This window comes from Variovorax sp. 679, assembly GCF_003952185.1.
Classification (GTDB): domain Bacteria; phylum Pseudomonadota; class Gammaproteobacteria; order Burkholderiales; family Burkholderiaceae_C; genus Variovorax.
Genome location: NZ_RXFS01000011.1, coordinates 1 through 24832, shown reverse-complemented (window position 1 = coordinate 24832; position 24832 = coordinate 1). Strand labels below are relative to the sequence as shown.

Below are 24832 nucleotides of genomic sequence, written 5' to 3'. Positions count from 1 at the left end.
CTTTCGTTGCGTTGGAAGGAGCCCCGATGGTGCGAGCGGCCTACTGACAGCGTCTTGTCAGTAGCCTGTCACCACGGATGAAAAAAGCCCGCGCTGCTCTTGGAGCATGCGCGGGCTCGCGTGGGGCCTTGCCCCGTGGATCAGAGCACGTCGCTCGCGAAGTCGGCCAGCCGCGAACGTTCGCCGCGCGCCAGCGTGATGTGGCCGCCGTGCGGCCAGCCCTTGAACTTGTCGACCGCGAAGGTCAGGCCCGAGGAGCCTTCCGTCAGGTACGGCGTGTCGATCTGCGCGAGGTTGCCCATGCAGATGATCTTCGTGCCGGGGCCGGCGCGGGTGATCAGCGTCTTCATCTGCTTGGGCGTGAGGTTCTGCGCCTCGTCGATGATCACGTACTTGTTGAGGAAGGTACGCCCGCGCATGAAGTTCATGCTCTTGACCTTGATGCGGCTGCGGATCAGCTCGTTGGTGGCCGCGCGGCCCCATTCGCCGGCACCGCCGCCGTCGCCCTTGGCCAGGAACTCGAGGTTGTCGTCGAGCGCGCCCATCCAGGGGCCCATCTTTTCCTCTTCGGTGCCGGGCAGGAAGCCGATGTCCTCGCCCACGCTCACGGTGGCGCGAGTCATGATGATCTCGGTATAGCGACGGTCGTCCAGCACCTGCGTGAGGCCGGAGGCCAGCGCCATCAGGGTCTTGCCGGTGCCGGCGGTGCCGGTCAGCGTGACGAAGTCGATCTCCGGGTCCATCAGCAGGTTCATCGCGAAGTTCTGCTCGCGGTTGCGCGTGTTCACGCCCCAGACCGCGTTCTTGCCCGAGCTGTAGTCCTTGAGCGTCTTGAGCACAGCGGTCTTGTCGCGGATCTCGGTGACGCGGGCGTACATGCTCGGCTCGCCGGGTGCCTCGAAGTACACGAACTGGTTGATGAAGAGGTTGGGCACCAGCGGGCCGCTGATCCGGTAGAAGGTGCTGCTGCCGCTCTGCCAGCTTTCGACGGTCTTGCTCTGGCGGGTCCAGAAGTCGGCCGGCAGCGCCAGCGAGCCGGCGTACAGCAGGTCGCCGTCTTCCAGCGTCTTGTCGTTCTGGTAGTCGTCGGCGGCCAGGCCCAGGGCGCGCGCCTTGACGCGCATGTTGATGTCCTTCGACACCAGCACCACTTCCTGCTTCGGCCGACCCGGGCGGTCCTTGGCGTATTCGTCGCGCAGCGCGTGCACCACGCCGAGGATCTGGTTGTCGGCCTTGCCCTGGGGCAGGCTGATCGGCAGCGAATAGTCGAGGGGTGCGGTCTGGAAGAACAGCCGGCCGCCGGCCTCGCGATGGCCGGTGGTGTCGAGCTTCAGGCCCTTGTCGATGTCGGCGTCCTGGGCGGCGGCCAGCGCGTCGAGCGTACGGCTGGTCTGGCGGCCGTTGCGCGCGACTTCGGTGGTGCCCTTCTTGTGGCCGTCGAGCTCCTCCAGCACGATCATCGGCAGGAAGATGTCGTGCTCCTCGAAGCGGAACAGGCACATGGGGTCGTGCAGCAGCACGTTCGTGTCGAGTACGAACAGCTTGGCCGGGCCCGTGGACTTGCTGCGCTTGGGGCGTGCCGGCGGCTGGGGTGTTGCGACGGGAGCGGGGGAGGGCGTGACGGTCGGCGCCTTCGTCTCGACCTGCACGAGCGCCTGCGGCTGGGGAGTGCTCACCGGCGCGGGTGCGGGTGGGGTCTTGGATCTGGCCTTGCGCGCGGGGCGCACGGCTTCGCCGCCGCCGGCGCCTTCGGTGCCAAGGCTGTCGAACAGTTCCAGCGGCTGCGGACTGCGCGCCACGGCTTCGTCAGCGCGCGAATCACCGGAACGGCGCGAACCCCGGTGCGAGGACCGGGCGGGCGCATCGAGTGCGTCCGGAGAGAGCAATGCAGCGCGTTTCGTGGGGGCGGGGGGCAGTGGCATGTGTCAGATCGCTCGCAGAAAGTGGGAACCAGAAAACGAAAAAGCCGCCTGAAGACCAAGGCGGCTTTGTTCGGAGGATGCGGTCGTGGAGCTCAACGGCATGAAGCCATTATGCACACCGCCGATGACGCGCCAGGGGCTCTTTACGCTCCGCGTTGGGCATTTCCCACGCAGGAGCGCAAAAGCGCACGGCCGGCTTGCCGGGCGACGATCAGGCGGCCTTCTTGAGTGCCTTGACGGCCTTGAGCACGTCGTCGACATGGCCGGGAACCTTGAGCCCGCGCCATTCGGCCTTCAGGATGCCGTCGGCACCGATCAGGAAGGTGCTGCGTTCGATGCCCTTGACCTTCTTGCCGTACATGATCTTGTTCTTGACCACGCCGAACATGTGGCACATCTTTTCTTCGGTGTCGGCGATGAGCTCGAAGGGCAGCTCGAGCTTGGCCTTGAATTCGTCGTGCGACTTCATGTTGTCGCGGGACACGCCGAACACCGTGGCGCCGGCTTTTTCGAAGTCCTTGTAGCGGTCGCGGAACTGCATGGCTTCGGTGGTGCAACCCGGAGTGTTATCTTTCGGGTAAAAATACATGACCAGCACGTGGCCGAGGTGCGAGGTATTCGAGACCTTGATGCCGCCCGTGGCGTTGGCGTCGAATTCAGGAATGGGTTTGTTGACAACGATCGCCATGAAACTTGTTTTCTCCGTTAGATTCCGCTCCCGAGCCCTCTCGCCCCGTTTCGGACAGGGCTTGCTCTAAAGAGTGGAGGATTGGTCGTTGCTAACTTTGGGGTAGCTGGCCTGTTCGCAACCCGGTATTTTACCCCGAAAACACCCCTCTCAGCCACCCGCGGGGCTCTCCACCAGCAGGGCCGCGATCACGTGCCGGCCTTCTCCGGCCAGGATGTTGTAGGTCCGGCAGGCTGCCGCGGTGTCCATGGTTTCGACGCCGGTACGCTGGGCCATCAGCGGCTTCAGCCAGGCGGGCTGGGGGAAGCGGATGCGGTTTCCGCTGCCGAAAATGATCAATTCGGCGCCCAGGGCCGCCAGTTGCGCGAAATGTTCGGGGCCGAGCTGGTCGAAGCTCGAGCAATTCCATTCGAAGCGCTCGCCGCGTGAGCCAACCACCACGCTGCCTTCGACTTTTTCGTTGTTGATGGCCACCCAGCCGGGGCCGTGTGCGGTGAGAGACTGAGCGTCGGATTTGTCGGGCTGGAGCTTCATCTGGGCACTGGGAACTGTGGTCAAATTATAGGTTTTCCCTAGTGCCACGGGGCTCGCAAGGGCCTTTGATTCCGCGTAAGCAAACTCCAACCCCGCGCCCGGGAGGGCCCTTTGAAGCAGCTCAAGAAATCGGCCAAGCTGGCCAACGTTCTCTATGACATCCGCGGTCCCATCATGGATGCCGCCAAGCAGATGGAAGAGGACGGCCAGAAAATCATCAAGCTCAACATCGGCAATCTGGCCGTGTTCGGCTTCGATGCTCCCGAGGAAATCCAGCAGGACATGATCCGCAACCTGCCCACCTCGGCCGGCTATTCGGACAGCAAGGGCGTCTTCGCGGCACGCAAGGCGGTGATGCATGAGACGCAGAAGCAGGGCATCGCGGGCGTCACCCTCGACGACATCTACCTCGGCAACGGCGCCAGCGAGCTGATCGCCATGTCCACGAACGCGCTGCTCAACGACGGCGACGAGCTGCTGCTTCCGGCCCCCGACTATCCGCTGTGGACCGCCTCCACGAGCCTGTCTGGCGGTACGCCGGTGCACTACCTGTGCGACGAGGCCAATGGCTGGATGCCCAACCTCGACGACATCCGCGCCAAGATCACGCCGCGCACCAAGGGCATCGTGGTCATCAACCCGAACAACCCGACCGGCGCGCTGTATTCCGACCAGCTGCTCAAGAGCATCGTGGAGATCGCGCGCGAGCACGGCCTCGTGATCTTCGCCGACGAGGTCTACGACAAGGTGCTGTACGACGGCGTCAGGCACACAGCCATCGCCAGCCTGTCGACCGACGTGCTCACGCTCACCTTCAATTCGCTGTCCAAGAGCTACCGCTCGTGCGGCTATCGCGCCGGCTGGCTGGTGGTGTCGGGCGACAAGCGCAGCGCGCAGGACTACATCGAGGGCCTGAACATGCTCTCGAACATGCGCCTGTGCGCCAACGTGCCGGGCCAGTGGGCCATTCAGACGGCGCTCGGCGGCTACCAGAGCATCAACGACCTCGTGTGCGATGGCGGCCGCCTGCGCCGCCAGCGCGACCTAGCCTACGAGCTGATCACTGCCATCCCGGGCGTGAGCTGCGTCAAGCCGAGCGCCGCGCTCTACATGTTCCCCAAGCTCGACCCGGAGGTCTATCCGATCGAGGACGACCGCCAGTTCTTCCTCGAGCTGCTCAAGGAAACCCGCGTGATGCTGGTGCAGGGCACCGGCTTCAACTGGGCCACGCCGGACCACTTCCGCATCGTGTTCCTGCCCCACGAGGACGACCTGCGCGAGGCCATCAACCGCATCGCGAGGTTCCTGGAGCAGTACCGCTTGCGACGCAAGCAGCGAGCATGACGCCTGCCCGCATCACTGCCGCCGCGGCGCTGTCGTTCGCCGCGTTCTCCGCAGGCGCCGCCGGCAAGGAGTCCGTTTCGTTCTCGCACAACGACTGGGAGCTGGCCTGCGACAACACCCGCACCTGCCGCGCAGCCGGCTACCAGGTGGAGAGCGGGAGCGCCCTGGAGCCGGTGTCGATGCTCATCACCCGCAACGCGGGCCCCGGCACCCCCATCGAAATCGACTTGCAGACTGGCGGCCAGGCGGATGCCAAGGGCTCGATGCGCTTCAAGGTCGGAAAGGCCACCTTGTCCGGTCTCAAGGACAGTGCCGTCAGCCTCGACCAGGCGCAGATCCGCACCGTGCTGCCCGAACTGCTCAAGGGGGACGACGCCACGCTCACGGACAGCGGCGGACACAAGTGGGTTCTTTCGCTTGCCGGCCTCAACGCCGTGCTGCTGAAGATGGACGAGGCCCAGGGCCGCGTCGGTACGCCCGGCGCGCTGGTGCGCCGCGGCAACAAGCCCGAATCCTCCGTGCCGCCGCCGGTGCCGGCACCCGTCGTGAACGTGGTCGTGCCGCCCAAGGCGCGCACCGGCGACGACGCCCTGGCCGCGCGCATCTTCCCTTCCCTGAAGCTGGACAGCGTCAAGGAAGCCTGCAACAACCACGACGACTTCAACGCCAAGTCGCTGAACGTCTCGCGCCTGACCGACCGCAAGGTGCTGCTGTCCTTCGGCTGCGGCATGGGCGCCTACAACTACTCCAGCCTGCTCTGGATCGCAAACGACAAGCCGCCCTATGCGCCCGTCGCCATCGAGGCGAACGGCGACTTCGACGGGAAGGACGCCAGCGTCACGTCCTCCATGAAGGGCCGCGGCATCGGCGACTGCTGGTCGAGCGAGACCTGGAGCTTCAACGGCAAGGACTTCGTGCGTACCGGCGCCTCGGGCGACGGCATGTGCCGAGGCTTTGCCGGCGGCGCCTGGAGCCTGCCGCGCTACGTCAGCCGCGTCGTGCTCTCCGAGCCGTCCGCCACCCCATCCAAACCATGAACGCCATGAGTGCGACTCTCCCAATGAAATCCATCCAAGTAGGCCTGCTAGGCGCAGGCACGGTCGGCAGCGGCACCTTCAAGGTGCTCCAGCGCAACCAGGAAGAAATCAAGCGCCGCGCCGGCCGCGGCATCGAGATCACCATGGTTGCAGACCTCGACACCGCCCGCGCCCGCGAAGTGGCCGGCGAGGGCGTGAAGGTGGTGAGCGATGCGCGCGAAGTCATCGCCAACCCCGAGATCGACATCGTCATCGAGCTGATCGGCGGCTACGGCATCGCGAAGCAGCTCGTGCTCGAGGCCATCGCGGCCGGCAAGCACGTGGTCACGGCCAACAAGGCGCTGCTCGCGGTGCACGGCACCGAGATCTTCGCGGCCGCGCACGCCAGGGGCGTGATGGTGGCCTTCGAGGCAGCGGTGGCCGGCGGCATCCCCATCATCAAGGCGCTGCGCGAAGGCCTCACGGCCAACAGCATCCAGTGGCTGGCCGGCATCATCAACGGCACCACCAACTTCATCCTGTCCGAGATGCGCGACAAGGGCCTGGACTTCGCGACCGTGCTCAAGGAAGCGCAGCGCCTGGGCTACGCCGAGGCCGACCCGACCTTCGACATCGAGGGCGTGGACGCGGGCCACAAGGTCACGCTGATGAGTGCCATCGCCTTCGGCATCCCGGTGCAGTTCGACAAGGCCCACATCGAGGGCATCACCAAGCTCGCCGCGCAGGACATCAGGTACGCCGAGCAGCTGGGCTACCGCATCAAGCTGCTGGGCGTGACCAAGCGCACCGCCAAGGGCATCGAGCTGCGCGTGCATCCCTCGCTCGTGCCGTCGAAGCGCCTGCTGGCCAACGTCGAAGGCGCGATGAACGCGGTGGTAGTGCACGGCGACGCCGTGGGCACCACGCTCTACTACGGCAAGGGCGCCGGCAGCGAGCCGACGGCCAGTGCCGTGATCGCCGACCTGGTCGACATCACCCGCCTGCACACGGCGGATGCCGCGCACCGCGTGCCGCACCTGGCCTTCCACCCCGACGCGATGAGCGACCTGAAGGTGCTGCCTATGTCGGAAGTCGTCACCAGCTACTACCTGCGTCTGCGCGTGGCCGACCAGGCCGGCGTGCTCGCCAAGGTGACGGGCCTGCTCGCCACCGCCGGCATCAGCATCGACGCCGTGCTGCAGCGCGAGGCCGATGAAGTGGGCGGCGAGGGCTCGACCCAGACCGACCTGATCATCCTCACGCACGACGCGCGCGAAGGCACCGTCAACGACGTGCTGGCCGAGCTGCAGGCGCTGCCGACCGTGCTGGAGCCGATCGTGCGCATCCGCAAGGAAGAGCTGTCCTGATCTGACTGACTGCCGCCATGGAATGCCGCCGTGCCCACGCTCATTGCCACATTCGCGCTGGTCGGGTTGCTCCGGTTCGCGCATGTGGAAATGCCGCGCTGGCACTTGGCGTTCTGGTTCGCGGTGCTGGTCACTCTTGCGCTGTTCGGCAGCCTCGGCTGGCGGCAGCTGGTTCTCAACGCCGCCGGCAGCTTCCTCGCGGCCTGGGCCTATTTCTCGGCGCTCGACGCAACGGACAATGTCGAGCACCGCACCTTGCACTACCTTCTTCTTTTCTTCGGCATGCTGGCGTTGATCGGCTCTCGCTTCTGGCTTGACATCCGCCACTATGGAATCGGTCTCTAGGAATATCCCGTGAACTACCTGAGCACCCGCGGCCACCCCGACCGCAAGCGCTTCTGCGAAATCCTCCTCGAAGGCCTCGCGCCCGATGGCGGCCTTTACCTGCCTGAAAAGTACCCGCAGATCGACACCGCGACGCTCGCCAGATGGCGCCAGCTGCCGTACGCCGAGCTGGCCTTCGAGATCCTGTCGCTCTACATCGACGACATTCCATCGGCCGACCTGAAGGCGATCTGCGCGAAGACCTACACCGCTGAAGTGTTCGGCACCGACGAGATCGTGCCGCTGCGCGAGCTGGAAGACGGCGTGTATCTCGAGGCCCTGTCCAACGGCCCCACGCTGGCCTTCAAGGACATGGCGATGCAGCTGCTGGGCAACCTGTTCGAGTACGAGCTGACCCGCCGCGGCGCCGAGCTCAACATCCTGGGCGCCACCAGCGGCGACACCGGCAGTGCGGCCGAGTACGCCATGCGCGGCAAGAAGGGCGTGCGCGTCTTCATGACCTCGCCCGACGGCCGCATGAGCCCGTTCCAGCAGGCGCAGATGTTCAGCCTGCAGGACGCGAACATCCACAACATCGCCATCACCGGCGTGTTCGACGACTGCCAGGACATCGTCAAGGCCGTGTCGAACGACCTGGCCTTCAAGCGCAAGTACCGGATCGGCACGGTCAACTCGATCAACTGGGCGCGGCTGCTGGCGCAGGTCGTCTACTACTTCGCCGGCTACTTCCAGGCCACCGCGAGCAACGACAAGCCCGTGAGCTTCACCGTGCCCTCGGGCAACTTCGGCAACGTCTGCGCGGGCCATGTGGCGCGATCGATGGGGCTGCCGATCCAGACGCTGGTGGTCGCCACCAACGAGAACGACGTGCTCGACGAGTTCTTCCGCACCGGCGTGTACCGCGTGCGCGGCGCTGTGGATACGCACGAGACCTCCAGCCCGTCGATGGACATCAGCAAGGCCAGCAACTTCGAGCGCTTCGTGTTCGATCTGGTCGGCCGCGACCCGGCAAAGCTGCGCAAGCTGTTCGTGGACGACCTGGGCCTGAACGGCAGCTTCGACCTGAGCTCCGACCCTGCATTCGCACAGGCCGCCGGGCGCTTCGGCTTCCGCAGCGGCCGCAGCACGCACGCCGACCGCCTGGCCACCATCCGCGACACCGACAAGCGCTTCGCCACGCTGGTCGATCCGCACACGGCCGACGGCCTCAAGGCCGCTCGCGAACAGCTCACCCCCGGCGTGCCGATGGTGGTGCTCGAAACCGCGCTGCCGATCAAGTTCGCCGCCACGCTGGTCGAAGCGCTTGGCGAAGAGCCCGCGCGCCCGAAGAAGTTCGAAGGCATCGAGGCGCTGCCCAAGCGCGTCGTCAAGCTGCCGGCCGACGCGGAAGCCGTGAAGGCTTTCATCGCAGAAAACTGTGACTGACCGTAGCGGCTTTTCGGCATGAAGGTCGTCGGTTTCGCCGGCTATTCGGGCGCGGGCAAGACCACGCTGCTCGAGCGCCTCATTCCTGCGCTCAAGCGGCTCGGCCAGCGCGTGTCGGTGGTCAAGCATGCGCACCACAAGTTCGACATCGACCATCCCGGCAAGGACACGTACCGCCATCGCGAGGCAGGCGCCTTCGAGGTGGTCGTGGCGTCCGACAAGCGGCTGGCCGTGATGCGCGAATTCGAAGTTCCCGTCGAACTCAGCGTGCACCAGCTGCTGGCCGAGGTGCACCCGGCGGCCGACTGGGTGCTGGTCGAGGGCTTCCGGCACAGCGACGTACTCAAGATCGAGATCTGGCGTGAGCCGGAAGCAGGCGAGCCTTTGCGGCCTGTGCTGTATCCGGAGGATCCCTTCGTCACCGCCGTGGCCACTGACGCACCGGACAGCTTGCCGTCGCCCACCGGGCGGCCGCTGTTCGACCTCAACGACGCCGAGGCCATTGCGAAGTGGTTGATCGACAGCGGCGACCGCTTCGAATACAACCCCGATCACCATGGCTGATTCACCCGTTCCCTTCGCCGCCTCTTCCTCGCGCCCGCCGTTGATGCCTCTGGACGAGGCGATCGCGGTGCTGCTTGCGAAGGCCTCGCCGAAGCTGCCCACCGAAAGCGTCGGCACCTTCGAGGCCGACGGCCGCGTTCTCGCGCAGGACCTGGTTTCCGGGCTGACCGTGCCGCCGCGCGACAACAGCGCGATGGACGGATATGCCGTGCGAGTGGCCGACTGCGCCGCGCCAGGCGCCGAGCTGAAGGTGGCGCAGCGCATTCCCGCCGGCACCGTCGGCACGCCGCTCTCGGCCGGCACCGCGGCGCGAATCTTCACCGGCGCGCAGATTCCCGAGGGCGCCGACGCCGTCGTGATGCAGGAAGACACCGCCGCCACCCCGCAGGAAGGCGGCCTGGGTTCGGTGCGCATCGCCATCGTCCCGGCAGCCGGCCAGTGGATTCGCCGCGCGGGCGAAGACGTGGCTTCCGGCGACGTCGTGCTCAAGAGGGGCGAGCGCCTGACGCCCGCCGCGCTGGGCCTCGCGGCCAGCGTGGGTTTCGACCGCCTGCAGGTCGCGCGCAAGCCGCGCGTGGCGATGCTCTCCACCGGCGACGAACTGGTGATGCCCGGCGAGGTCACGCCCGACGCGATGAAGCCCGGCGCCATCTACAACTCCAACCGCTTCTTCATGCGGGCCCTGTTGCACAGGCTGGGCTGCGAGGTGAACGACCTGGGCATCGTGCCGGACAACCGCGAGGCCACCATCGTGGCGCTGCGCGACGCTGCCGAGGTCAGCGACCTGATCATCACGACCGGCGGCGTTTCCGTCGGCGAGGAAGACCACATCCGCGCGGCGCTGCAGTCGCTCGGCGAGCTGCAGCTCTGGTCGCTGTCGATGAAGCCCGGCAAGCCCTTCGCCTATGGCTCCATCGCGCGCAGCAACGGGCAGGGCGCATGCCATGTGACGGGGCTGCCCGGCAACCCGGTGTCGAGCTTCCTCACCTTCCTGATGCTGGTGCGGCCCTTCCTGTTGACGTTGCAGGGTGCGACGCGCGTGGCACCTGAAGCGGTGAAGATGCGCGCCGATTTCGACTGGCCGCGTGCCGACAAGCGCCGCGAGTTCCTGCGCGCCCGTCGAAATACCGCGGGCGGGCTCGACCTGTTTGGCAACCAGAGCTCGGGCGTGCTCACGTCGATGGTCTGGGGCGACGGCGTGGTCGACAACCCGGCGGGCCACACGATCAAGTCGGGCGACACCGTCGATTTCATTCCCTTCGCATCGCTGCTGGGCTGAACCGCATGAAAGTCCAGGTCCGTTATTTCGCCTCGGTGCGCGAGGCGCTTTCCAGCAGTGGCGAAACCGTCGACACGCAGGTCGAGACGCTTTCGGCCCTGCGCGACGAACTCATCGCCAGGGGTGGTGCCTTCGCCACCGCGCTTGCACGCGGCAAGGCGGTGCGCATGGCGCTCGATCACGTCATGAGCGACGAAGCCGCAGCCTTGAGCGAAGGCTGCGAAGTCGCCTTCTTCCCGCCCGTCACGGGCGGTTGAGCCGCTCCTCCAGCGCCACGAGGCGCTCGCGCAGGCTGTCGGATGCGCGGGTCATTGGCGAGCGCAGTTCGTCGCGCATTTCGCCACGGTGGGCCAGCAGCGCCTTCACCGGGCCGGGATTCGGCTCGGCGAACAGCAGTTCCACAAGCGGCTGCAGCGCCTGCCATTCGGCGCGTGCCTCGGCCAGCCGGTTTTCTGCCAGCAGCTTCACCAGTTGCACGAAGCGCCGCGTCTGCACATTGCCGCTGGCCGCGATGGCGCCCACGCCGCCTTCGGCCATGGTGCCGAAGATCTGGTGGTCCTCGCCCGTCAGCACCTGCAGCCGGCCATCGGCGATCACCGCGCGCGTCTTGGCCATGTCGCCGCCGCAGTCCTTGATGCCGCGGATGCGTGGGTGCTCCGCCAGCGCCAGCAGCGTCTCGCGGGCGATGGTGACGCCCGTGCGGTAGGGAATGTCGTAGACCAGCACCGGCACCGTGCTGGCATCGGCGATGGCGTGGAACCATTCGAGCAGGCCGGCCTGCGAGGGGCGCACGTAATGCGGCGCGGCCACCAGAAGACCCGCCACCGGGCGTTCGGAGAGCTTGCGGGCCCAAGCCGTGGCCTTGCCCATGTGATAGCCGGAAACGCCCATCACGACCGGCAGGCCGCCGGCCGCGCCCAGCACTGTGTCGAGCACGGCCAGTTGCTCGGTCTCGTCGAGCGCGGCCGCCTCGCCGGTGGAGCCGCAGGGCACGAAGCCCGTCACGCCGTCGTCGGCGAGGCGCCGGACCAGCGCTGCGAGGGCGGTGTGATCCACCGCGCCATCGCGGAACGGGGTGACGAGGGCCACCCAGAAACCGGAAAAGTCGGGGGTGTTGGGGCTTGGTTGTTGTTGAGGCACGCGGGCTTCCTTTCAGGAATCGACCGATGGAAAGAACCATCGTCCGATGCGCGCGCAACCCAGTAGGGGCCAAAGCCTTTTGCAGGTTCCGTCGCTCATCCGACGACGGAACCTCGGCTCCGGTCAGACGAGCTTTGGTTTTTTGGCTTTGCTGCTGCTGCCTTGGCCTGCGCGGCGGCCTTCGGGGTGCGAAGGCACCGGGAAGAGCGTGGGCGTGGGAAGGCAGGGCATCGCCACAGTCTATCGCGATGACACAATTCGGACATGAGCCTTGCGCGTGTTTCGATCCAGACGAACGATTTCGACCTCTCCCGGGAGGTCGCCGCGTTGCGCGACGGCGACAGCCGTGTGGGCGCTGTCTGCAGCTTCGTGGGCACGGTACGCGATCGCAACGACGGCAGCAGCGTCGCGTCGATGGAACTGGAGCACTACCCCGGCATGACCGAGAAGGCCATCGAGGCCATGATCGACGAGGCCCACCAGCGCTTCGACATCCTGGGCGCGCGCGTGATCCATCGTGTCGGACTGCTGCAGCCGACCGACCAGATCATGATGGTGGCGGTGGTCTCGGCCCATCGCGGCCAGAGCTTCGAGGCCTGCGAGTTCCTGATGGACTACCTCAAGACCCAGGCGCCCTTCTGGAAGAAGGAGCAGACGCCCGAGGGCGCCCGCTGGGTCGATGCGCGCGTGGCCGACGACGCGGCGCTGGCGCGCTGGGGCATCAGCGCCCCGAATGCTTAAAGAGGCTTGAAGCCGCTGGCCTGGATGATCTTTTCCCAGGTCTGCGTGTAGGTGCGCACGCGGCCCGCGAACTGGCCCTGTGGCTCGTAGCCGACCGTCAGCCCCATCGTCGTGAGCTTCTGCTTCACGTCGGGCATGGCCAGCACCTTCTGAAGCGCGTCGCCGTACTTGTCGATGATCGGCTGCGGCGTGCCCACCGGCGCGAAGATGCCGTAGTAGGGTAGGTCCTCCAGGTTCGAGAAACCCAGCTCGGTGAAGGTCGGCACGTTCGGGATCACCGCCTGGCGCTTGGCACCGATGGAGGCCACGATGCGCACCTTGCCCGCCTTGTGGTTCTCGATGAAGTCCGGCACCGAGGCGATGCCCGCGGTGATCTGGTTGCCCAGCATGTCGGCCGTCATGGGCGCGCTGCCGCGGTAGGGCGCGGGCTGGACGTCGATCTTGTACTTGTCCGAGATCATCTTCACCAGGAACTCCGGAATCGATGCCGGCGCCGGGATGCCGATGGTTTCCTTGCCGCCCTTCTGCGTGCGGACCCACTTCACGTACTCATCGATGCTCTTGGCCGGCGTGCCGCCCGATACCGCCAGCACGTTTGCGAAGGTGGCGAAGCCGGCCACGGGCACGAAGTCGGTGGCGGGGTTGAAGCCCGGGTTCTTCACCACCTGCGGCAGGATCGAGATGGTGTGGTCGTGCGACAGGAACAGCGTGTGGCCGTCGGCCGGGGAAGACTTCAGCACCGTCGCGGCGATCTGCCCACCCGCGCCGGCGCGGTTCTCGACCACCACGGGCACGCCCAGCACGTCCTTGAGTTTTTCGCCCAGCGTGCGTGCAATGGCGTCGCTTCCGGCACCGGCGGGGAAGCCCACCAGCAGGCGGATCGGCGTGCCGCTCTGGGCGTGGGCCGGTGCCAGCGCGGCACCCGACAGACCCAGCGCCAGCAGCATTTGCACCCCGAGCGACACGACATTGCGCCTTGAAAAGGACATGATGGACTCCAAAAACAGCAGAAGTGAAAAGTAAAAGAAAAAAGCCCCCAAGCGGTTTTGCACTTGAAGGGACGGCCGACGGCCCTATTTTGAATGCAGGAATCAAGCCATGCGACAAGACAAACTCACCACCAAATTTCAGGAAGCACTGGGCGACGCGCAGTCGCTCGCGCTGGGCAACGACAACGCCTACATCGAGCCGGCTCACTTGCTGGCCGCGATGCTGCGTCAGGACGACGGTCCGCGCGCCCTGCTGGAGCGTGCCGGCGTCAACGTGCCTGGCCTGCTCGCCGCAGCCGAAGCCGTCATCAAGAAGCTGCCGCAGGTGCAGGGCCACGACATCGTGCAGGTCGGCCCCGAGCTCGGCAAGCTGCTGCAGGCCACCGAGAAGGAGGCCATCAAGCGCAATGACCAGTTCATCGCCGGCGAGCTCTTCCTGCTGGCGCTGGCCGACAGCAAGGCCGACATCGGCAGGATCGCCAAGGAAAACGGCCTGAGCCGCAAGTCGCTCGAGGCCGCCATCGACGCCGTGCGCGGCGGGCAGGGCGTGAACAGCGCCGACGCCGAAGGCCAGCGCGAAGCCCTCAAGAAATACACCCTCGACCTCACAGAGCGCGCCCGGCTGGGCAAGCTCGACCCGGTCATCGGCCGCGACGAGGAAATCCGCCGCGCCATCCAGGTGCTGCAACGCCGCACCAAGAACAACCCCGTGCTCATCGGCGAACCCGGCGTGGGCAAGACCGCCATCGTCGAAGGCCTGGCGCAGCGCATCGTTTCGGGCGAGGTGCCCGACTCGCTCAAGGGCAAGCGTGTGCTGTCGCTCGACATGGCCGCGCTGCTGGCGGGCGCCAAGTTCCGGGGCGAGTTCGAGGAGCGCCTGAAGACCGTGCTCAACGAACTCGCGAAGGACGAAGGCCAGACCATCGTCTTCATCGACGAGCTGCACACCATGGTGGGCGCCGGCAAGGCCGAGGGCGCCATGGACGCGGGCAACATGCTCAAGCCGGCGCTCGCGCGCGGCGAGCTGCACTGCGTGGGTGCCACCACGCTCGACGAGTACCGCAAGTACATCGAAAAAGACGCCGCGCTGGAGCGCCGCTTCCAGAAGATCATCGTGGGCGAGCCCAGCGTGGAGGCCACCATTGCCATCCTGCGCGGCCTGCAGGAGAAGTACGAAGTGCACCACGGCGTGCAGATCACCGACCCGGCCATCGTGGCCGCGGCCGAGCTGAGTGATCGCTACATCACCGACCGCTTCCTGCCCGACAAGGCCATCGACCTGATCGACGAGGCCGCGGCCAAGATCAAGATCGAAATGGACTCCAAGCCCGAGGTCATGGACCGCCTCGACCGCCGCCTCATTCAGCTGCAGATCGAACGCGAAGCCGTGCGCCGCGAGAAGGACGAGGCCTCGCAGAAGCGCCTCGGCCTGATCGAGGACGAGATCGAGAAGCTGCAGAAGGAGATCGCCGACTACGACGAGATCTGGCAGGCCGAGAAAGCCCAGGCCCAGGGCAGCGCGCAGGTGCGCGAGGACGTGGACAAGATCAAGTTCCAGATCGAGGAGTGGAAGCGCAAGGGCGACTTCAACAAGGTCGCCGAGCTCCAATACGGCCAGCTGCCGGCGCTCGAGAAGCGCCTGAAGGAAGCCGAGGCGAATGAGGCCACCAAGGGCAAGTCCAGCGCGCCCACGCTGCTGCGCACGCAGGTCGGTTCGGAAGAAATCGCCGAGGTCGTGGCGCGCGCCACCGGCATTCCGGTCGCCAAGCTGATGCAGGGCGAGCGCGACAAGCTGCTCGTGATGGAAGACAAGCTGCACGAGCGTGTGGTCGGCCAGGACGAGGCCATCGGCGCGGTCGCCAATGCGATCCGCCGCTCGCGCTCGGGCCTGTCCGATCCGAACCGCCCGACCGGTTCGTTCCTGTTCCTCGGCCCCACGGGCGTGGGCAAGACCGAGCTGTGCAAGGCGCTCGCGGGCTTCCTGTTCGACAGCGAAGACCACCTGATCCGCATCGACATGAGCGAGTTCATGGAGAAGCACTCGGTCGCCCGCCTGATCGGCGCGCCGCCGGGCTACGTGGGCTACGAGGAGGGCGGCTATCTCACGGAAGCCGTGCGCCGCAAGCCCTACAGCGTGGTGCTGCTCGACGAAGTCGAGAAGGCCCACCCCGACGTGTTCAACGTGCTGCTGCAGGTGCTCGACGATGGCCGCCTTACCGACGGCCAGGGCCGCACCGTGGACTTCAAGAACACCGTGATCGTGATGACGAGCAACATCGGCTCGCCCATCATCCAGTCCATGGTGGGCAAGCCCTCGGAAGAGATCAAGGAAGCGGTGTGGGACGAGCTGAAGAACTACTTCCGCCCCGAGTTCCTGAACCGCATCGACGAGACGGTCGTGTTCCACGCGCTCGACGCGAAGAACATCGAATCGATCGCCGCGATCCAGCTGAAGGTGCTGCAGGCGCGGCTCGCGAAGATGGACCTGGGGCTGGAGGTTTCGCAGGCGGCGCTGGCGGAGATCGCCAAGGTCGGCTTCGATCCGGTGTTCGGCGCGCGTCCGCTGAAGCGCGCGATCCAGCAGCGCATCGAAAACCCGCTGTCGAAGCTGCTGCTCGACGGAAGCTTCGGGCCGAAGGACACGATCGAGGTCACGACCGACCCGATCCAGTCGCCCGGCCAGTTCGCCTTCCGCAAGGCGGGGGAACCAACGGCTGTCGCTTCGGCCTAAAGTCGGATGATGAACTTCGTAATACGCGTCATTCTTCTGCTCCTGGGGCTGGTTTTCGCGGCCAGCCTGGCTGTTGCGGTCATGCTGCTGGCGGCCGTGTGGGGTGTTCGCTACGCCTGGGGGCGGCTCACGGGCAAGCCCGTGACCCCCTGGGTCATGCGCTTCAACCCCCGCTCGGGCTTCGACAAATTTCGCAATGCGGCACAACCGGCTGAACCGACTGCCGCCGACGTTGCCAACGCCCGGGCACGTGGCGAATCGGTGGAGCGCCCTGTGCGCATCCGCGGCAGCGTCAGCGACGTGACCGACGTTTCGCCGAAATCGGTTTCCCCGCGCGGCTGAGCGCCGCAGGTATTTCGGGCGCGACAGCCGGTCGCGCCGTTCGCCGTCAGAATCGTCCTCCTGGAGCCGTGGCCTTCCGGCCGCGGCTTTCTGCTTTCATCCAGGAGAGACATTCCATGACTTCGCGCGACATCTTCGTGGTCGGCACCGCCCGCACCGCCATCGGCACCTTCGGCGGCTCGCTGAAGGACGTGCCCAACACCCAGCTAGCCACCACTGCCGTCAAGGCCGCCATCGAGCGCAGCGGCGTCGCCGCCGATGCCATCGGCCACGTGGTCATGGGCAACGTGATTCCCACCGACGTGAAGGACGCGTACCTGAGCCGCGTGGCCGCCATCGATGCGGGCTGCCCGATCGAGACGCCGGCCTTCAACGTCAACCGCCTCTGCGGCTCGGGCCTGCAGGCCATCGTGTCGGCAGCGCAGGCCATCGCATTGGGCGACTGTGACATCGCCATCGGCGGCGGCTCGGAGTCGATGAGCCGCGGCCCGTATTTCGACACTTCTGCACGCTATGGCGCGCGCATGGGCGACGCGCTGCTGGTCGACTACATGCTGGGCATCCTCCACGACCCGTGGGAGAAGATCCATATGGGCATCACCGCCGAGAACGTGGCCGCGCGCTACGGCATCACGCGCGATCAGATGGACGAGCTGGCAGTGGGCAGCCAGCAGCGCGCGGCGGCTGCCATCGCGGCGGGCCGCTTCAAGGAGCAGATCGTTCCGGTCGAGGTGAAGACGCGCAAGGGCGTCGTGCTCTTCGACACTGACGAGCACGTGCGCGCCGACACCACCGTCGAGACGCTGTCGAAGATGAAGCCCGCGTTCAAGAAGGACGGCCTCGTTACCGCCGGCAACGCCTCGGGCATCAACGACGGCGCGGCTGCCGTGGTGCTGGCCAGCGGCGAGAGCGTCAAGGCGCGGGGCCTGAAGCCACTGGCGCGCCTTGTCGGCTATGCGCACGCCGGCGTCGAGCCCGCGTACATGGGCATCGGCCCGGTGCCCGCCACGCGCAAGGTGCTGGAGCGCACCGGTCTGAAGGTCAGCGACTTCGACGTGATCGAGTCGAACGAAGCCTTCGCGGCGCAGGCCTGCGCGGTCATCAAGGAGCTGGGCTTCGATCCGGCCAAGGTGAATCCGAACGGCTCGGGCATCTCGCTGGGCCATCCGGTGGGCGCGACCGGCGCGATCATCACGACGAAGGCGATCGCCGAGCTGCAGCGCACGGGCGGCCGCTATGCGCTGGTCACGATGTGCATCGGCGGCGGGCAGGGCATCGCAGCCGTCTTCGAACGAGTCTGAGCGCATGCTTCGTCCGAGCGTCCTGATCGACCCCGACGAGGTCGACTTCAGCGCCATCCGGGCGCAGGGCGCGGGCGGGCAGAACGTCAACAAGGTGTCGAGCGCGGTGCACCTGCGCTACGACATCCACGCGAGCTCGCTGCCGGCCGATGTGAAAGAGCGGCTGCTCGCGCTGCGCGACAGCCGCATCACGCAGGAAGGCGTGTTCGTGCTCAAGGCGCAGCAGCACCGCACCCAGGAGATGAACCGCGCCGATGCGCTCGCGCGCCTGCAGGCGGTGATCGACAGCGTCGCCACGCCGCCGCGCGTGCGGCGCGCCACCAAACCCACCTACGGTTCGAAGCAGCGCCGGCTTGAAGGCAAGAACCAGCGCTCGCAGATCAAGAGCTTGCGCGGGCCGGTGCGGGATTGATCGTGCCAGCGCCGCCGCGCAGCCGGCGGATCTGCAGGCCGACGCCGATCAGGTAGAGCACGAGCAGTACCCCGGTGATCGCCTTGAGCTCCGGCGCATCCGCGTTCGGCAACAGCGGGGCGCCGAGCGGCAGGCGCGTCAGCGTTTCGGTGAAGGCCGGAATCCAGTGGAACAGGAAGCTCGCCGAGAACGCGATGGCCTCGACGTAGCGCGCCCACTTGCCGAAGAGAACGCCCCGTCCGGCGAGCGCGCCCACGGCCAACGCCAGCAGCGTGATGACGCCCAGCGCATGCGGCTTGCCGAAGCCGCCGTGCTGGAAGATGCCGAAGCCCGTGAGGCACGTGAGCACGGTGGTCCACACGAAGAGCCGGCCGAGCCCGGTGCGCATCGTGATTTCCTTGTAGCGGAACAGGGCCAGAAGCCCCGCGACGACGGCGACCAGGCTGATCGCGGTGTGAACGGTACCCAGGGACGTGAGTCCCAGCCATCCTGTCGGTGCCATGCGGACCTCCTCGTGATCGTGGTGCAGCATTCTGGCGCTTTGTCCTGAATTTGCCGAATCTGGGCGAAATTGAGTGCAAAAGGCCCTGCTTTACGGGTCTGAAACACGTCCCAAGCACAATCGGGCTCATGAGAAGAATTCTCTTTTCGCACGCGAGGCTGGTCGCCGCGCTCCTTCTGGCACCCACCGCCGCGCTGCTGGGTGGTTGCGACCCCGGAGTGGCCGGGCAGGTGCAAAGCACCGCACCAGCGCCCGAACTCAAGTGGGAAGAGCTCATTCCCAAGAGCTGGGATCCGACGAAGCGCTACCGCAACATCAGCCTCGAAGCCCTGCGAGACAACGATCCGCGCGCGATCCAGATGCTCGACGAAATGCGTGCCGTCTGGGACAACGCGCCGGTCAACGTGGCGCTCGACGGCAAGGCTGCCAAGCTGGCGGGCTTCGTCGTGCCGCTGGACAACACGCAGGACGGCATCCGCGAGTTCCTGCTGGTGCCGTACTTCGGCGCCTGCATCCACACGCCGCCGCCGCCCGCCAACCAGATCGTGCACGTGGTCGCGGCATCGGCCGTGAAGGGCCTGCATGCGATGGACACGGTGTACGTCAGCGGCATGCTGAAGGCCGCGCGCTATTCGTCGGTGGACATGGGCGTGAGCGGCTACGAGATCCAGTCGGCCGCGGTCGAGCGCTTCGTGCCGAAGCAGCCGCAATGACCGTGCTCAGCCCATGCGCTGGGACAAAAAATCCAGGAACGACGTGATGCGCGCCGACAGCTGCGTGTTGCGGTAGTACACGGCATTCACCGGCTGGCGCACGTCCGCCGTCTCCTTCGCCAGCACCTGCACCAGCGCGCCGCTGGCGCGGTCGGCACCCGTCATGAAGTCCGACAGGCAGACGATGCCCACGCCGGCCAGCGCCAGCTGGCGCAGCGTTTCACCGCTCGATGCCACCAGCGTGGGCGCGATGTTCCATTCGTCGCCATGCACGCCGCGCAGGGGCCAGCGGTTCAGCGATTCGGGTTGCGTGAAGCCCAGCAGCGAATGTTCTGCAAGGTCGGCCACCTTGCGCGGCTTGCCGTGTGCCTCGAGGTACGCAGGGCTCGCGAGCACGCGCAGCCGGTGCGTGGCGAGCGGGCGCGCATGCAGCGTGGAGTCGCGCAGCGGGCCGATGCGGATCGCGATGTCGGTGCGGCGCTCCAGCAGGTCGATGGGCAGGTCGTCGGTGTCGAGCTCCAGGCTGATTTGCGGATAGAGCCTGCGGAACTCCGGCACCAGCGGCACGATGGCGTGCAGCATGAAAGGCGAGGCCGCGTTCACGCGCAGCCGTCCGGCCGGCTGCTGGCGGCGCGCGGCCATCTGCTCTTCGGCGTCGTCGATGGCATCGAGGATCGCGCGCGTGCGCTGCAGGAAGGCTGCGCCTTCTTCCGTGAGCTCGAGCCGCCGCGTGGTGCGGCGAAGCAGCGTGGTGTCGAGCTTCTGTTCGAGCCGGCTCAGCGCGCGGCTGATGCCCGAGACGGTCTGTGCGAGCTGCTCCGACGCGGCCGTGATCGAGCCCGTGTCCACCACCGTGCGGAACGCGACGAGTTCTTCGATGGTGGTCTTCATGGGCGCTGGCGCGTCAGGCGGCGGTTTCCTGCTCCGAAGTCACCTCGACGCGCGGCATCAGTGCCGCGAGCGCCTCGCCGTCGGTGCGGTAGCTGAAGAGCATCGGCCCCGGCGCCAGCAGGCCGGCGCTTTCCAGCACCTGCATCGCGGGCAGCTTCATTCCGCTCAGATGGAGGCGGATGCCCTTGGATTCCATCATCCGGCGGATCGAGCCGAACACCTCGGCGCCGGTGATGTCGATGCGGTTGATGGGCTGCGCGAACAGGCACACGTCGGTGAGCCCGGGTTGCTCGGCCAGCGCCACCGTGAGCGCGCGTTCGAGCGTGGAGGCGGAGGCGAAGTCGAGCTCGGCATCCATGCGCAGCGCGTAGAGATTCGGCGCCAGCGGCGGCAGCTTCCACAGGTGGCGGTCGCGCAGGCTGCCGTCGGGGTGCAGGCCCACCTCGATGATGCGCGGGTGCAGGTGGCGGTACATGTAGTGCGCCAGGGCGGCCAGCAGCCCGCCGAGCACGCCCCAATAGATGCTGGGCGCGGTCGCGATGGTCAGCACGAAGGTGCCGAAGGCGATGCCCGCCTCGATGCGCGAAATGCGCCACAGCGCGGTGAAGCTCGCCGGCTTCACCAGCCCGAGGATGGCCGTGACCACCACCGCAGCCAGCACCGCCTGTGGCACGTGATAAAGCAGCGGCATCAGCCACAGCAGCGCGCCTGCGACGACGACCACGCTGAAGAGCGTCGCCCAGCCGGTCTGCGCACCCGCGTACAGCGTGATGGCCGAGCGCGAGAACGACGAGCTTGTGGGAAACGCGCCCGTGAAGCCCGACGCCAGCTTGGCCAGGCCCTGGCCGATCAGGTCCTGGTTTTCGTTCCACAGCGTGCCGGCGCGCGCGTTGTCGACCTTGGCGCTCGACGCGGTTTCCAGGAAGCTCACCAGCGTGATCATCAGCGCCGGCAGCACCAGCGCGCTGAAGGTGCTCACCGGCAGCAGGCCTGGCCAGTAGAACGAGGGCAGGCCCGAAGGCAGGCTGCCCACCACCGCGCCGCCGCGCAGCGCGTAGTCGACGAGCCAGCTGATGGCGGCAGCGCCGGCCACCAGCGCCATCGTGGTCGGAAAGCGCGGCAGCATGCGCTTGCCCAGCCACAGCACCGCGATGCTGCCGAGCCCGAATGCGACGGCCACGAGGTCGGGCAGCGGACCGCCCTGCAGCACCTGCGGAATGGTCCGCCCCGTGAAGCCCAGCAGCGCGGGCAACTGCGAGATGGCGATCAGCACCGCCGCACCCTGCGTGAAGCCGATGAGCACCGGCGAATTCACCAGCCGCAGCAGCCAGCCGAAGCGCCCCGCGCCCAGCACGATCTGGATCGTGCCCGACATCAGCGTGAGCCACACCGCCATCGCCACCCACTCGGCGCTGCCCGCCACCGCCAACGGCGCGAGCGAGGCGCCGACCAAGAGGCTGGTGAGCGCGGTAGGCCCGACCGACAGCCGCTGCGACGAGCTGAACATCACGGCGATCAGCGCCGGGAACAGCGCCGCGTACACGCCAGTGACCAGTGGCATGCCCGCCAGTGCGGCATACGCCACGCCTTGCGGAATGACCATCAGCGCGACTGTGATGCCGGCCATCGCCTCGTTGCGCAGCAGCGCTGCGGAAGGGCGCGGCCAGGCCAGGCAGGGAACCCAGCGGGACAGGCGCTGGCGCAGGGAAGGAGAGGGGGCAGCCGGGGTCATGGGTTCTTGCTGGCGCACTGGGGAAAACTGAAGGCACATGCGCGGTGCGCCGCGCGGGAGCGATGCGGAATGCGGAGCGGGGTCAGATCAGCGAAGTGGCGTTTTTCAGGACGTAGTCGCAGGCCTTTTCCTTGACCTTCGACGACAGGCCCTTGAAGTTCAGCGACTTGCCGTCGCCGCCCTGCAGCAGGCCCTTGGCACCGCTGGCGAAGCCGGTCTCCTGCTTCTTCTGCCCGGTGATCTTGGCGAGCAGCTTGTCCTTCACCGAGGCCGCATCGCCGCCCAGGTAGTTGTTCTTCACGCAGTACTGCAGCACGCCGGCAGCGTTGCCCATGGTGCTGGAGCCGATGGCGGGCATCTTGAAGCCCAGGCTGCTGCCGAGGTTGCCGAGCGCGGATCCGCCGGCGCCGCCTTGCGAGTTGGCGGTGGCCGCCTCGCCGGCTTTTTCCTTCAGTTGATCGAGCAGGTCGTTGGCTTGCGCCGAGGCGCCTGCGGCGAGCAGTGCCAGGGCGATGAGGGTGGAACGGGCGTGCATGGTGTCCTCCTGTCGGTAAGCGTGATGGAAAGCGGCCATCAGCATAACGGAGACGCCGGAGCGAAGCCCCGGGTGCACGCGAGCCTGCTTACTTCGAACGTGGCGGGCGCTTTTCGAGCAAGGGTGCGCTGGTGCCTTGCACGCCGACCAGGCCGAGCACCGTCACCAGCGAGTTCTGCGCGCCCTTCCAGCCGTCGGTCACGTCGATCCACTCGCTGAGCGCGTGGAAGCCGCCGGTCTTGCCGCCGCCGCCGATGATGATGGCCGGGATGCCCAGCGACATCGGCACGTTGGCGTCGGTGCTCGCGCCTGTCAGCAGGGTCTTGTGGCCGAAGGCGGCGTTCGAGCGCGTGGCGGCCTCGACGATCACCGTGTCCGACTGCGTGCGGCCGCCTGGACGGTCGCCGATGAGCTTGGTGCTCACGCTCAGCGTGTTGACGTTCCAGCGCTTGTTCTCCTCGACCACGGCTTCGTCGATGGCCGCCAGGATCTTCTTCTCGGTCTCGAGCAGCGGCGCCATCTCGTCGGAGCGGATGTCGACCGCCATGCGCGCATCGGGCGCAATGGTGTTGACCGAGGTGCCGCCACCGACCGTGCCGACGGTGAAGGTCGTCTTCGGGAAGCTCGGCGTGCGGATGTCGGCGATCTTTGCGATGGCGCGGCCCATGCCGTGGATGGCGCTTGGCACCTGGCCGAAGGCGCCGTAGCTGTGGCCGCCCGGGCCCTTGAAGGTCACTTCGTAGCGGTGGCTGCCCGTGCCCAGCATCAGCACCGAGCCGTCCGGCGCGGGCTCCAGGCCGACCATGCCGTCGATGTCGAGGTTGTCGCGGAAGATGGCCTTGATGCCGCGCAGGTTGCCGAGCTCTTCTTCGCCGACATTGCCGACGATCAGCAGATCGCCCACCGTCTGGATCTTGTTGTCGTTCAGCACCTTGAGCCACGACAGCAGCACCGACAGGCCGCGCGTGTCGTCCGAGATGCCGGGTGCGTAGAGCTTGCCGTCGCGCTCCTTCACCTTCACGTCGGTGCCGGCGGGGAACACGGTGTCGAGATGCGCCGAGATCAGCAGCTTCGGGCCGTTGCCCGTGCCCTTGCGCAGGCCGACCACGTTGCCTTCTGCGTCGATCTTCGCGTCCGAGAGGCCCAGCGCCTTCATGCGGGCGAGAAAGGCCTCGGCGCGCTTCTGTTCCTTGAAGGGCGGGGCTTCGATCTCGGTGAGCATCTTCAGGTCTTCGACCGAGCGCTCGTGGTCGGCCTTTACCGCATCCAGCAGCTTCTGGATGGCGGGCGAGGCCATCAGCTGTGTGTAGGCCTTGTCCACCTCGGGCCGCACCTGCGTGGGCGTGGCGGCGACGGAGCCGCCCTGGGCGTGCGCGAGGCCGGCGGCAGCGGAGGCCAGGGCGAGGACGAGAGGGGCGAGGCGAAGCGACACGGGGCGAGGCATGGTGCGGGATGTCCTTGTAGAGGTGAGGCCGGGCAGGGAAGAGCAGCGATGTCAATGCCGCGTCTTCAGCAATTCTTACGGCTGTGTTAGGCGGACGCTCTGGTTTAATCTTCGGCGTCGTCAGTTTTTCTAACGAGGCCCGCCATGCGCCGCCACATTCCCAGTACCCGCGCGCTGCTGATCTTCGACGCGGTGGCCCGCCACCACGGTGTCGGCAAGGCCGCGGAGGAGCTGTGCCTCACGCACAGCGCGGTGAGCCAGCAACTGCGGCTGCTGGAAGAGCAGATCGGCGTGCGGCTGGTGCAGCGCACGGCGCGCGGCACCGAGCTCACCGAGGCCGGCAAGCGCTATCACGGGCAGATTTCCGGTGACCTGCTGCGGCTGCAGAACCACACGCTGGAAGCCATGGCGCAGCGCACCGACGGCCTGCGCCTGCTGGTGGGGGCCGTGCCGGTGCTGGCCGAGGGCTGGCTCACGCCGCGGCTGCCCGAGTTCATTTCCCGGCACCCGGGCTGCAGCCTGCACCTGCAGGTGTTTCCGACGCATCTCTACATGGAGGACATGCCCTTCGATGTGGGCGTGCAGTACGACGACGCCGTGTGGCCGGGCGCGAACGCACTGCAGTTGATGGGTGAATCGTGCGTCGCGGTGTGCTCCCCCGGGGCGAAAGGGCGGCCGGCCATGGCGCGCGGCGACTTCCGCGCGGCGCCGCTGCTGCAACTGCGCACGCGCATGGGCGCGTGGGAAGAGTGGTTCGGGCAGGCCGCGCATCTGCGCGCACCGGAGAACCTGGTGGCCGGGCATCGCTTCGACCTGTTCTCCTCGCTGGTCGCGGCGGTGCGCGCCGACCTGGGCGTGGGGCTGGTGCCGGAATA

The 24832-nt window shown here is 67.0% G+C and carries 25 protein-coding genes; 15 read left to right on the top strand and 10 right to left on the bottom strand.

Features of this window, described 5'->3' with window-relative positions; genetic code table 11:
* Nucleotides 1-140: 140 nt before the first annotated feature.
* From EJO71_RS26145 to EJO71_RS26135, 3 genes are all read right to left on the bottom strand, one after another.
* On the bottom strand, nucleotides 141-1922 hold the full coding sequence (locus tag EJO71_RS26145; protein WP_125951583.1) for a PhoH family protein: 1782 nt from the start codon (nucleotides 1920-1922) through the stop codon (nucleotides 141-143).
* Between the two features lie 211 nt (nucleotides 1923-2133).
* The gene (locus EJO71_RS26140; RefSeq protein WP_019655927.1) at nucleotides 2134-2610 is read right to left on the bottom strand and encodes a peroxiredoxin; all 477 of its coding nucleotides are present in this window, start codon (nucleotides 2608-2610) and stop codon (nucleotides 2134-2136) included.
* Nucleotides 2611-2760: 150 nt separating this feature from the next.
* Nucleotides 2761-3144 carry an Mth938-like domain-containing protein gene (locus EJO71_RS26135; RefSeq protein WP_125951582.1) on the bottom strand — a complete coding sequence of 128 codons (384 nt, stop codon included), beginning with the start codon at nucleotides 3142-3144 and terminating at the stop codon, nucleotides 2761-2763.
* A gap of 111 nt (nucleotides 3145-3255) precedes the next feature.
* On the opposite strand from EJO71_RS26135, the gene EJO71_RS26130 reads away from it, so the two are divergent.
* The 8 genes from EJO71_RS26130 to EJO71_RS26095 are packed head-to-tail and all read left to right on the top strand — an operon-like array spanning nucleotide 3256 to nucleotide 10741.
* On the top strand, nucleotides 3256-4488 hold the full coding sequence (locus EJO71_RS26130) for a pyridoxal phosphate-dependent aminotransferase (RefSeq protein ID WP_125951581.1): 1233 nt from the start codon (nucleotides 3256-3258) through the stop codon (nucleotides 4486-4488).
* Entirely contained in the window at nucleotides 4485-5525 is a 1041-nt protein-coding gene (locus EJO71_RS26125; RefSeq protein WP_125951580.1) for a DUF1176 domain-containing protein, read from the top strand. Before EJO71_RS26130 ends, EJO71_RS26125 begins: the two co-directional genes overlap by 4 nt.
* Nucleotides 5526-5548: 23 nt before the next feature.
* On the top strand, nucleotides 5549-6871 hold the full coding sequence (locus tag EJO71_RS26120) for a homoserine dehydrogenase (RefSeq protein ID WP_125951579.1): 1323 nt from the start codon (nucleotides 5549-5551) through the stop codon (nucleotides 6869-6871).
* A gap of 30 nt (nucleotides 6872-6901) precedes the next feature.
* Nucleotides 6902-7216 (top strand): response regulator, encoded by a 315-nt coding sequence (locus tag EJO71_RS26115; protein WP_125951578.1) that lies wholly within the window; start codon nucleotides 6902-6904, stop codon nucleotides 7214-7216.
* A 9-nt stretch (nucleotides 7217-7225) separates the two neighbouring features.
* Nucleotides 7226-8641, top strand: coding sequence for a threonine synthase (gene thrC / locus EJO71_RS26110; RefSeq protein WP_125951577.1), 1416 nt, complete (start codon nucleotides 7226-7228; stop codon nucleotides 8639-8641).
* A gap of 18 nt (nucleotides 8642-8659) precedes the next feature.
* Nucleotides 8660-9205, top strand: a complete 546-nt coding sequence (gene mobB / locus EJO71_RS26105; RefSeq protein WP_125951576.1) for a molybdopterin-guanine dinucleotide biosynthesis protein B — start codon at nucleotides 8660-8662, stop codon at nucleotides 9203-9205.
* Nucleotides 9198-10484 carry a gephyrin-like molybdotransferase Glp gene (gene glp, locus EJO71_RS26100; protein ID WP_125951575.1) on the top strand — a complete coding sequence of 429 codons (1287 nt, stop codon included), beginning with the start codon at nucleotides 9198-9200 and terminating at the stop codon, nucleotides 10482-10484. The genes mobB and glp overlap by 8 nt, the downstream gene beginning before the upstream one ends.
* Before the next feature lie 5 nt (nucleotides 10485-10489).
* Entirely contained in the window at nucleotides 10490-10741 is a 252-nt protein-coding gene (locus EJO71_RS26095; protein WP_125951574.1) for a MoaD/ThiS family protein, read from the top strand.
* On the opposite strand, the gene dapA is transcribed toward EJO71_RS26095, so the two are convergent.
* Complete coding sequence (gene dapA, locus EJO71_RS26090) at nucleotides 10728-11624, bottom strand: 4-hydroxy-tetrahydrodipicolinate synthase (RefSeq protein WP_125951573.1); 897 nt, start codon at nucleotides 11622-11624, stop codon at nucleotides 10728-10730. The genes EJO71_RS26095 and dapA overlap by 14 nt on opposite strands.
* Before the next feature lie 264 nt (nucleotides 11625-11888).
* Between dapA and EJO71_RS26085 the strand changes: the two genes are divergently transcribed.
* A complete protein-coding gene (locus EJO71_RS26085) occupies nucleotides 11889-12365 on the top strand; it encodes a molybdenum cofactor biosynthesis protein MoaE (RefSeq protein WP_125951572.1) in 477 nt (158 codons plus the stop codon).
* Here the strand turns inward: EJO71_RS26085 and EJO71_RS26080 are convergent.
* Nucleotides 12362-13354, bottom strand: coding sequence for a Bug family tripartite tricarboxylate transporter substrate binding protein (locus tag EJO71_RS26080; RefSeq protein WP_125951571.1), 993 nt, complete (start codon nucleotides 13352-13354; stop codon nucleotides 12362-12364). The two genes, EJO71_RS26085 and EJO71_RS26080, sit on opposite strands and share 4 nt — an antisense overlap.
* 109 nt (nucleotides 13355-13463) lie before the next feature.
* Here EJO71_RS26080 and clpB point away from each other — a divergent pair, with 109 nt between their 5' ends.
* The 4 genes from clpB (at nucleotide 13464) to arfB (ending at nucleotide 18140) form a co-directional block, all read left to right on the top strand.
* On the top strand, nucleotides 13464-16085 hold the full coding sequence (gene clpB / locus EJO71_RS26075; protein ID WP_125951570.1) for an ATP-dependent chaperone ClpB: 2622 nt from the start codon (nucleotides 13464-13466) through the stop codon (nucleotides 16083-16085).
* A 6-nt stretch (nucleotides 16086-16091) separates the two neighbouring features.
* A complete protein-coding gene (locus EJO71_RS26070; protein ID WP_125951569.1) occupies nucleotides 16092-16427 on the top strand; it encodes a hypothetical protein in 336 nt (111 codons plus the stop codon).
* Between the two features lie 116 nt (nucleotides 16428-16543).
* Nucleotides 16544-17728, top strand: coding sequence for an acetyl-CoA C-acyltransferase family protein (locus EJO71_RS26065; protein WP_125951568.1), 1185 nt, complete (start codon nucleotides 16544-16546; stop codon nucleotides 17726-17728).
* A 4-nt stretch (nucleotides 17729-17732) separates the two neighbouring features.
* Nucleotides 17733-18140, top strand: a complete 408-nt coding sequence (gene arfB, locus EJO71_RS26060; protein WP_125951567.1) for an alternative ribosome rescue aminoacyl-tRNA hydrolase ArfB — start codon at nucleotides 17733-17735, stop codon at nucleotides 18138-18140.
* On the opposite strand, the gene EJO71_RS26055 is transcribed toward arfB, so the two are convergent.
* Entirely contained in the window at nucleotides 18109-18642 is a 534-nt protein-coding gene (locus tag EJO71_RS26055; RefSeq protein WP_125951566.1) for a hypothetical protein, read from the bottom strand. The genes arfB and EJO71_RS26055 overlap by 32 nt on opposite strands.
* 128 nt (nucleotides 18643-18770) lie before the next feature.
* On the opposite strand from EJO71_RS26055, the gene EJO71_RS26050 reads away from it, so the two are divergent.
* On the top strand, nucleotides 18771-19355 hold the full coding sequence (locus tag EJO71_RS26050) for a DUF3299 domain-containing protein (protein WP_125951565.1): 585 nt from the start codon (nucleotides 18771-18773) through the stop codon (nucleotides 19353-19355).
* Between the two features lie 6 nt (nucleotides 19356-19361).
* Here the strand turns inward: EJO71_RS26050 and EJO71_RS26045 are convergent, their stop codons facing one another.
* From EJO71_RS26045 to EJO71_RS26030, 4 genes are all read right to left on the bottom strand, one after another.
* A complete protein-coding gene (locus tag EJO71_RS26045; protein WP_125951564.1) occupies nucleotides 19362-20246 on the bottom strand; it encodes a LysR substrate-binding domain-containing protein in 885 nt (294 codons plus the stop codon).
* A gap of 13 nt (nucleotides 20247-20259) precedes the next feature.
* Nucleotides 20260-21978, bottom strand: a complete 1719-nt coding sequence (locus EJO71_RS26040; protein WP_125951563.1) for a SulP family inorganic anion transporter — start codon at nucleotides 21976-21978, stop codon at nucleotides 20260-20262.
* Nucleotides 21979-22060: 82 nt separating this feature from the next.
* Nucleotides 22061-22513, bottom strand: coding sequence for a DUF2501 domain-containing protein (locus tag EJO71_RS26035; protein WP_125951562.1), 453 nt, complete (start codon nucleotides 22511-22513; stop codon nucleotides 22061-22063).
* An 88-nt stretch (nucleotides 22514-22601) separates the two neighbouring features.
* Nucleotides 22602-23957, bottom strand: a complete 1356-nt coding sequence (locus EJO71_RS26030; protein ID WP_125951561.1) for a M20/M25/M40 family metallo-hydrolase — start codon at nucleotides 23955-23957, stop codon at nucleotides 22602-22604.
* A gap of 144 nt (nucleotides 23958-24101) precedes the next feature.
* Here EJO71_RS26030 and EJO71_RS26025 point away from each other — a divergent pair.
* The coding region (locus EJO71_RS26025; RefSeq protein ID WP_125951560.1) for a LysR family transcriptional regulator at nucleotides 24102-24832 on the top strand (731 nt) is incomplete at its 3' end.

What these genes read in the sequence shown, in the direction of transcription:
- EJO71_RS26055 (WP_125951566.1), bottom strand. Translation starts at nt 18,642, where the DNA reads ATGGCACCGACAGGATGGCTGGGACTCACGTCCCTGGGTACCGTTCAC.
- clpB (WP_125951570.1), top strand. Translation starts at nt 13,464, where the DNA reads ATGCGACAAGACAAACTCACCACCAAATTTCAGGAAGCACTGGGCGAC.
- EJO71_RS26120 (WP_125951579.1), top strand. Translation starts at nt 5,549, where the DNA reads ATGAAATCCATCCAAGTAGGCCTGCTAGGCGCAGGCACGGTCGGCAGC.
- EJO71_RS26050 (WP_125951565.1), top strand. Translation starts at nt 18,771, where the DNA reads ATGAGAAGAATTCTCTTTTCGCACGCGAGGCTGGTCGCCGCGCTCCTT.
- mobB (WP_125951576.1), top strand. Translation starts at nt 8,660, where the DNA reads ATGAAGGTCGTCGGTTTCGCCGGCTATTCGGGCGCGGGCAAGACCACG.
- EJO71_RS26135 (WP_125951582.1), bottom strand. Translation starts at nt 3,144, where the DNA reads ATGAAGCTCCAGCCCGACAAATCCGACGCTCAGTCTCTCACCGCACAC.
- EJO71_RS26145 (WP_125951583.1), bottom strand. Translation starts at nt 1,922, where the DNA reads ATGCCACTGCCCCCCGCCCCCACGAAACGCGCTGCATTGCTCTCTCCG.
- EJO71_RS26030 (WP_125951561.1), bottom strand. Translation starts at nt 23,957, where the DNA reads ATGCCTCGCCCCGTGTCGCTTCGCCTCGCCCCTCTCGTCCTCGCCCTG.
- EJO71_RS26095 (WP_125951574.1), top strand. Translation starts at nt 10,490, where the DNA reads ATGAAAGTCCAGGTCCGTTATTTCGCCTCGGTGCGCGAGGCGCTTTCC.
- EJO71_RS26045 (WP_125951564.1), bottom strand. Translation starts at nt 20,246, where the DNA reads ATGAAGACCACCATCGAAGAACTCGTCGCGTTCCGCACGGTGGTGGAC.
- arfB (WP_125951567.1), top strand. Translation starts at nt 17,733, where the DNA reads ATGCTTCGTCCGAGCGTCCTGATCGACCCCGACGAGGTCGACTTCAGC.
- EJO71_RS26085 (WP_125951572.1), top strand. Translation starts at nt 11,889, where the DNA reads ATGAGCCTTGCGCGTGTTTCGATCCAGACGAACGATTTCGACCTCTCC.
- EJO71_RS26080 (WP_125951571.1), bottom strand. Translation starts at nt 13,354, where the DNA reads ATGTCCTTTTCAAGGCGCAATGTCGTGTCGCTCGGGGTGCAAATGCTG.
- EJO71_RS26140 (WP_019655927.1), bottom strand. Translation starts at nt 2,610, where the DNA reads ATGGCGATCGTTGTCAACAAACCCATTCCTGAATTCGACGCCAACGCC.
- EJO71_RS26035 (WP_125951562.1), bottom strand. Translation starts at nt 22,513, where the DNA reads ATGCACGCCCGTTCCACCCTCATCGCCCTGGCACTGCTCGCCGCAGGC.
- EJO71_RS26065 (WP_125951568.1), top strand. Translation starts at nt 16,544, where the DNA reads ATGACTTCGCGCGACATCTTCGTGGTCGGCACCGCCCGCACCGCCATC.
- EJO71_RS26070 (WP_125951569.1), top strand. Translation starts at nt 16,092, where the DNA reads ATGATGAACTTCGTAATACGCGTCATTCTTCTGCTCCTGGGGCTGGTT.
- EJO71_RS26125 (WP_125951580.1), top strand. Translation starts at nt 4,485, where the DNA reads ATGACGCCTGCCCGCATCACTGCCGCCGCGGCGCTGTCGTTCGCCGCG.
- EJO71_RS26040 (WP_125951563.1), bottom strand. Translation starts at nt 21,978, where the DNA reads ATGACCCCGGCTGCCCCCTCTCCTTCCCTGCGCCAGCGCCTGTCCCGC.
- glp (WP_125951575.1), top strand. Translation starts at nt 9,198, where the DNA reads ATGGCTGATTCACCCGTTCCCTTCGCCGCCTCTTCCTCGCGCCCGCCG.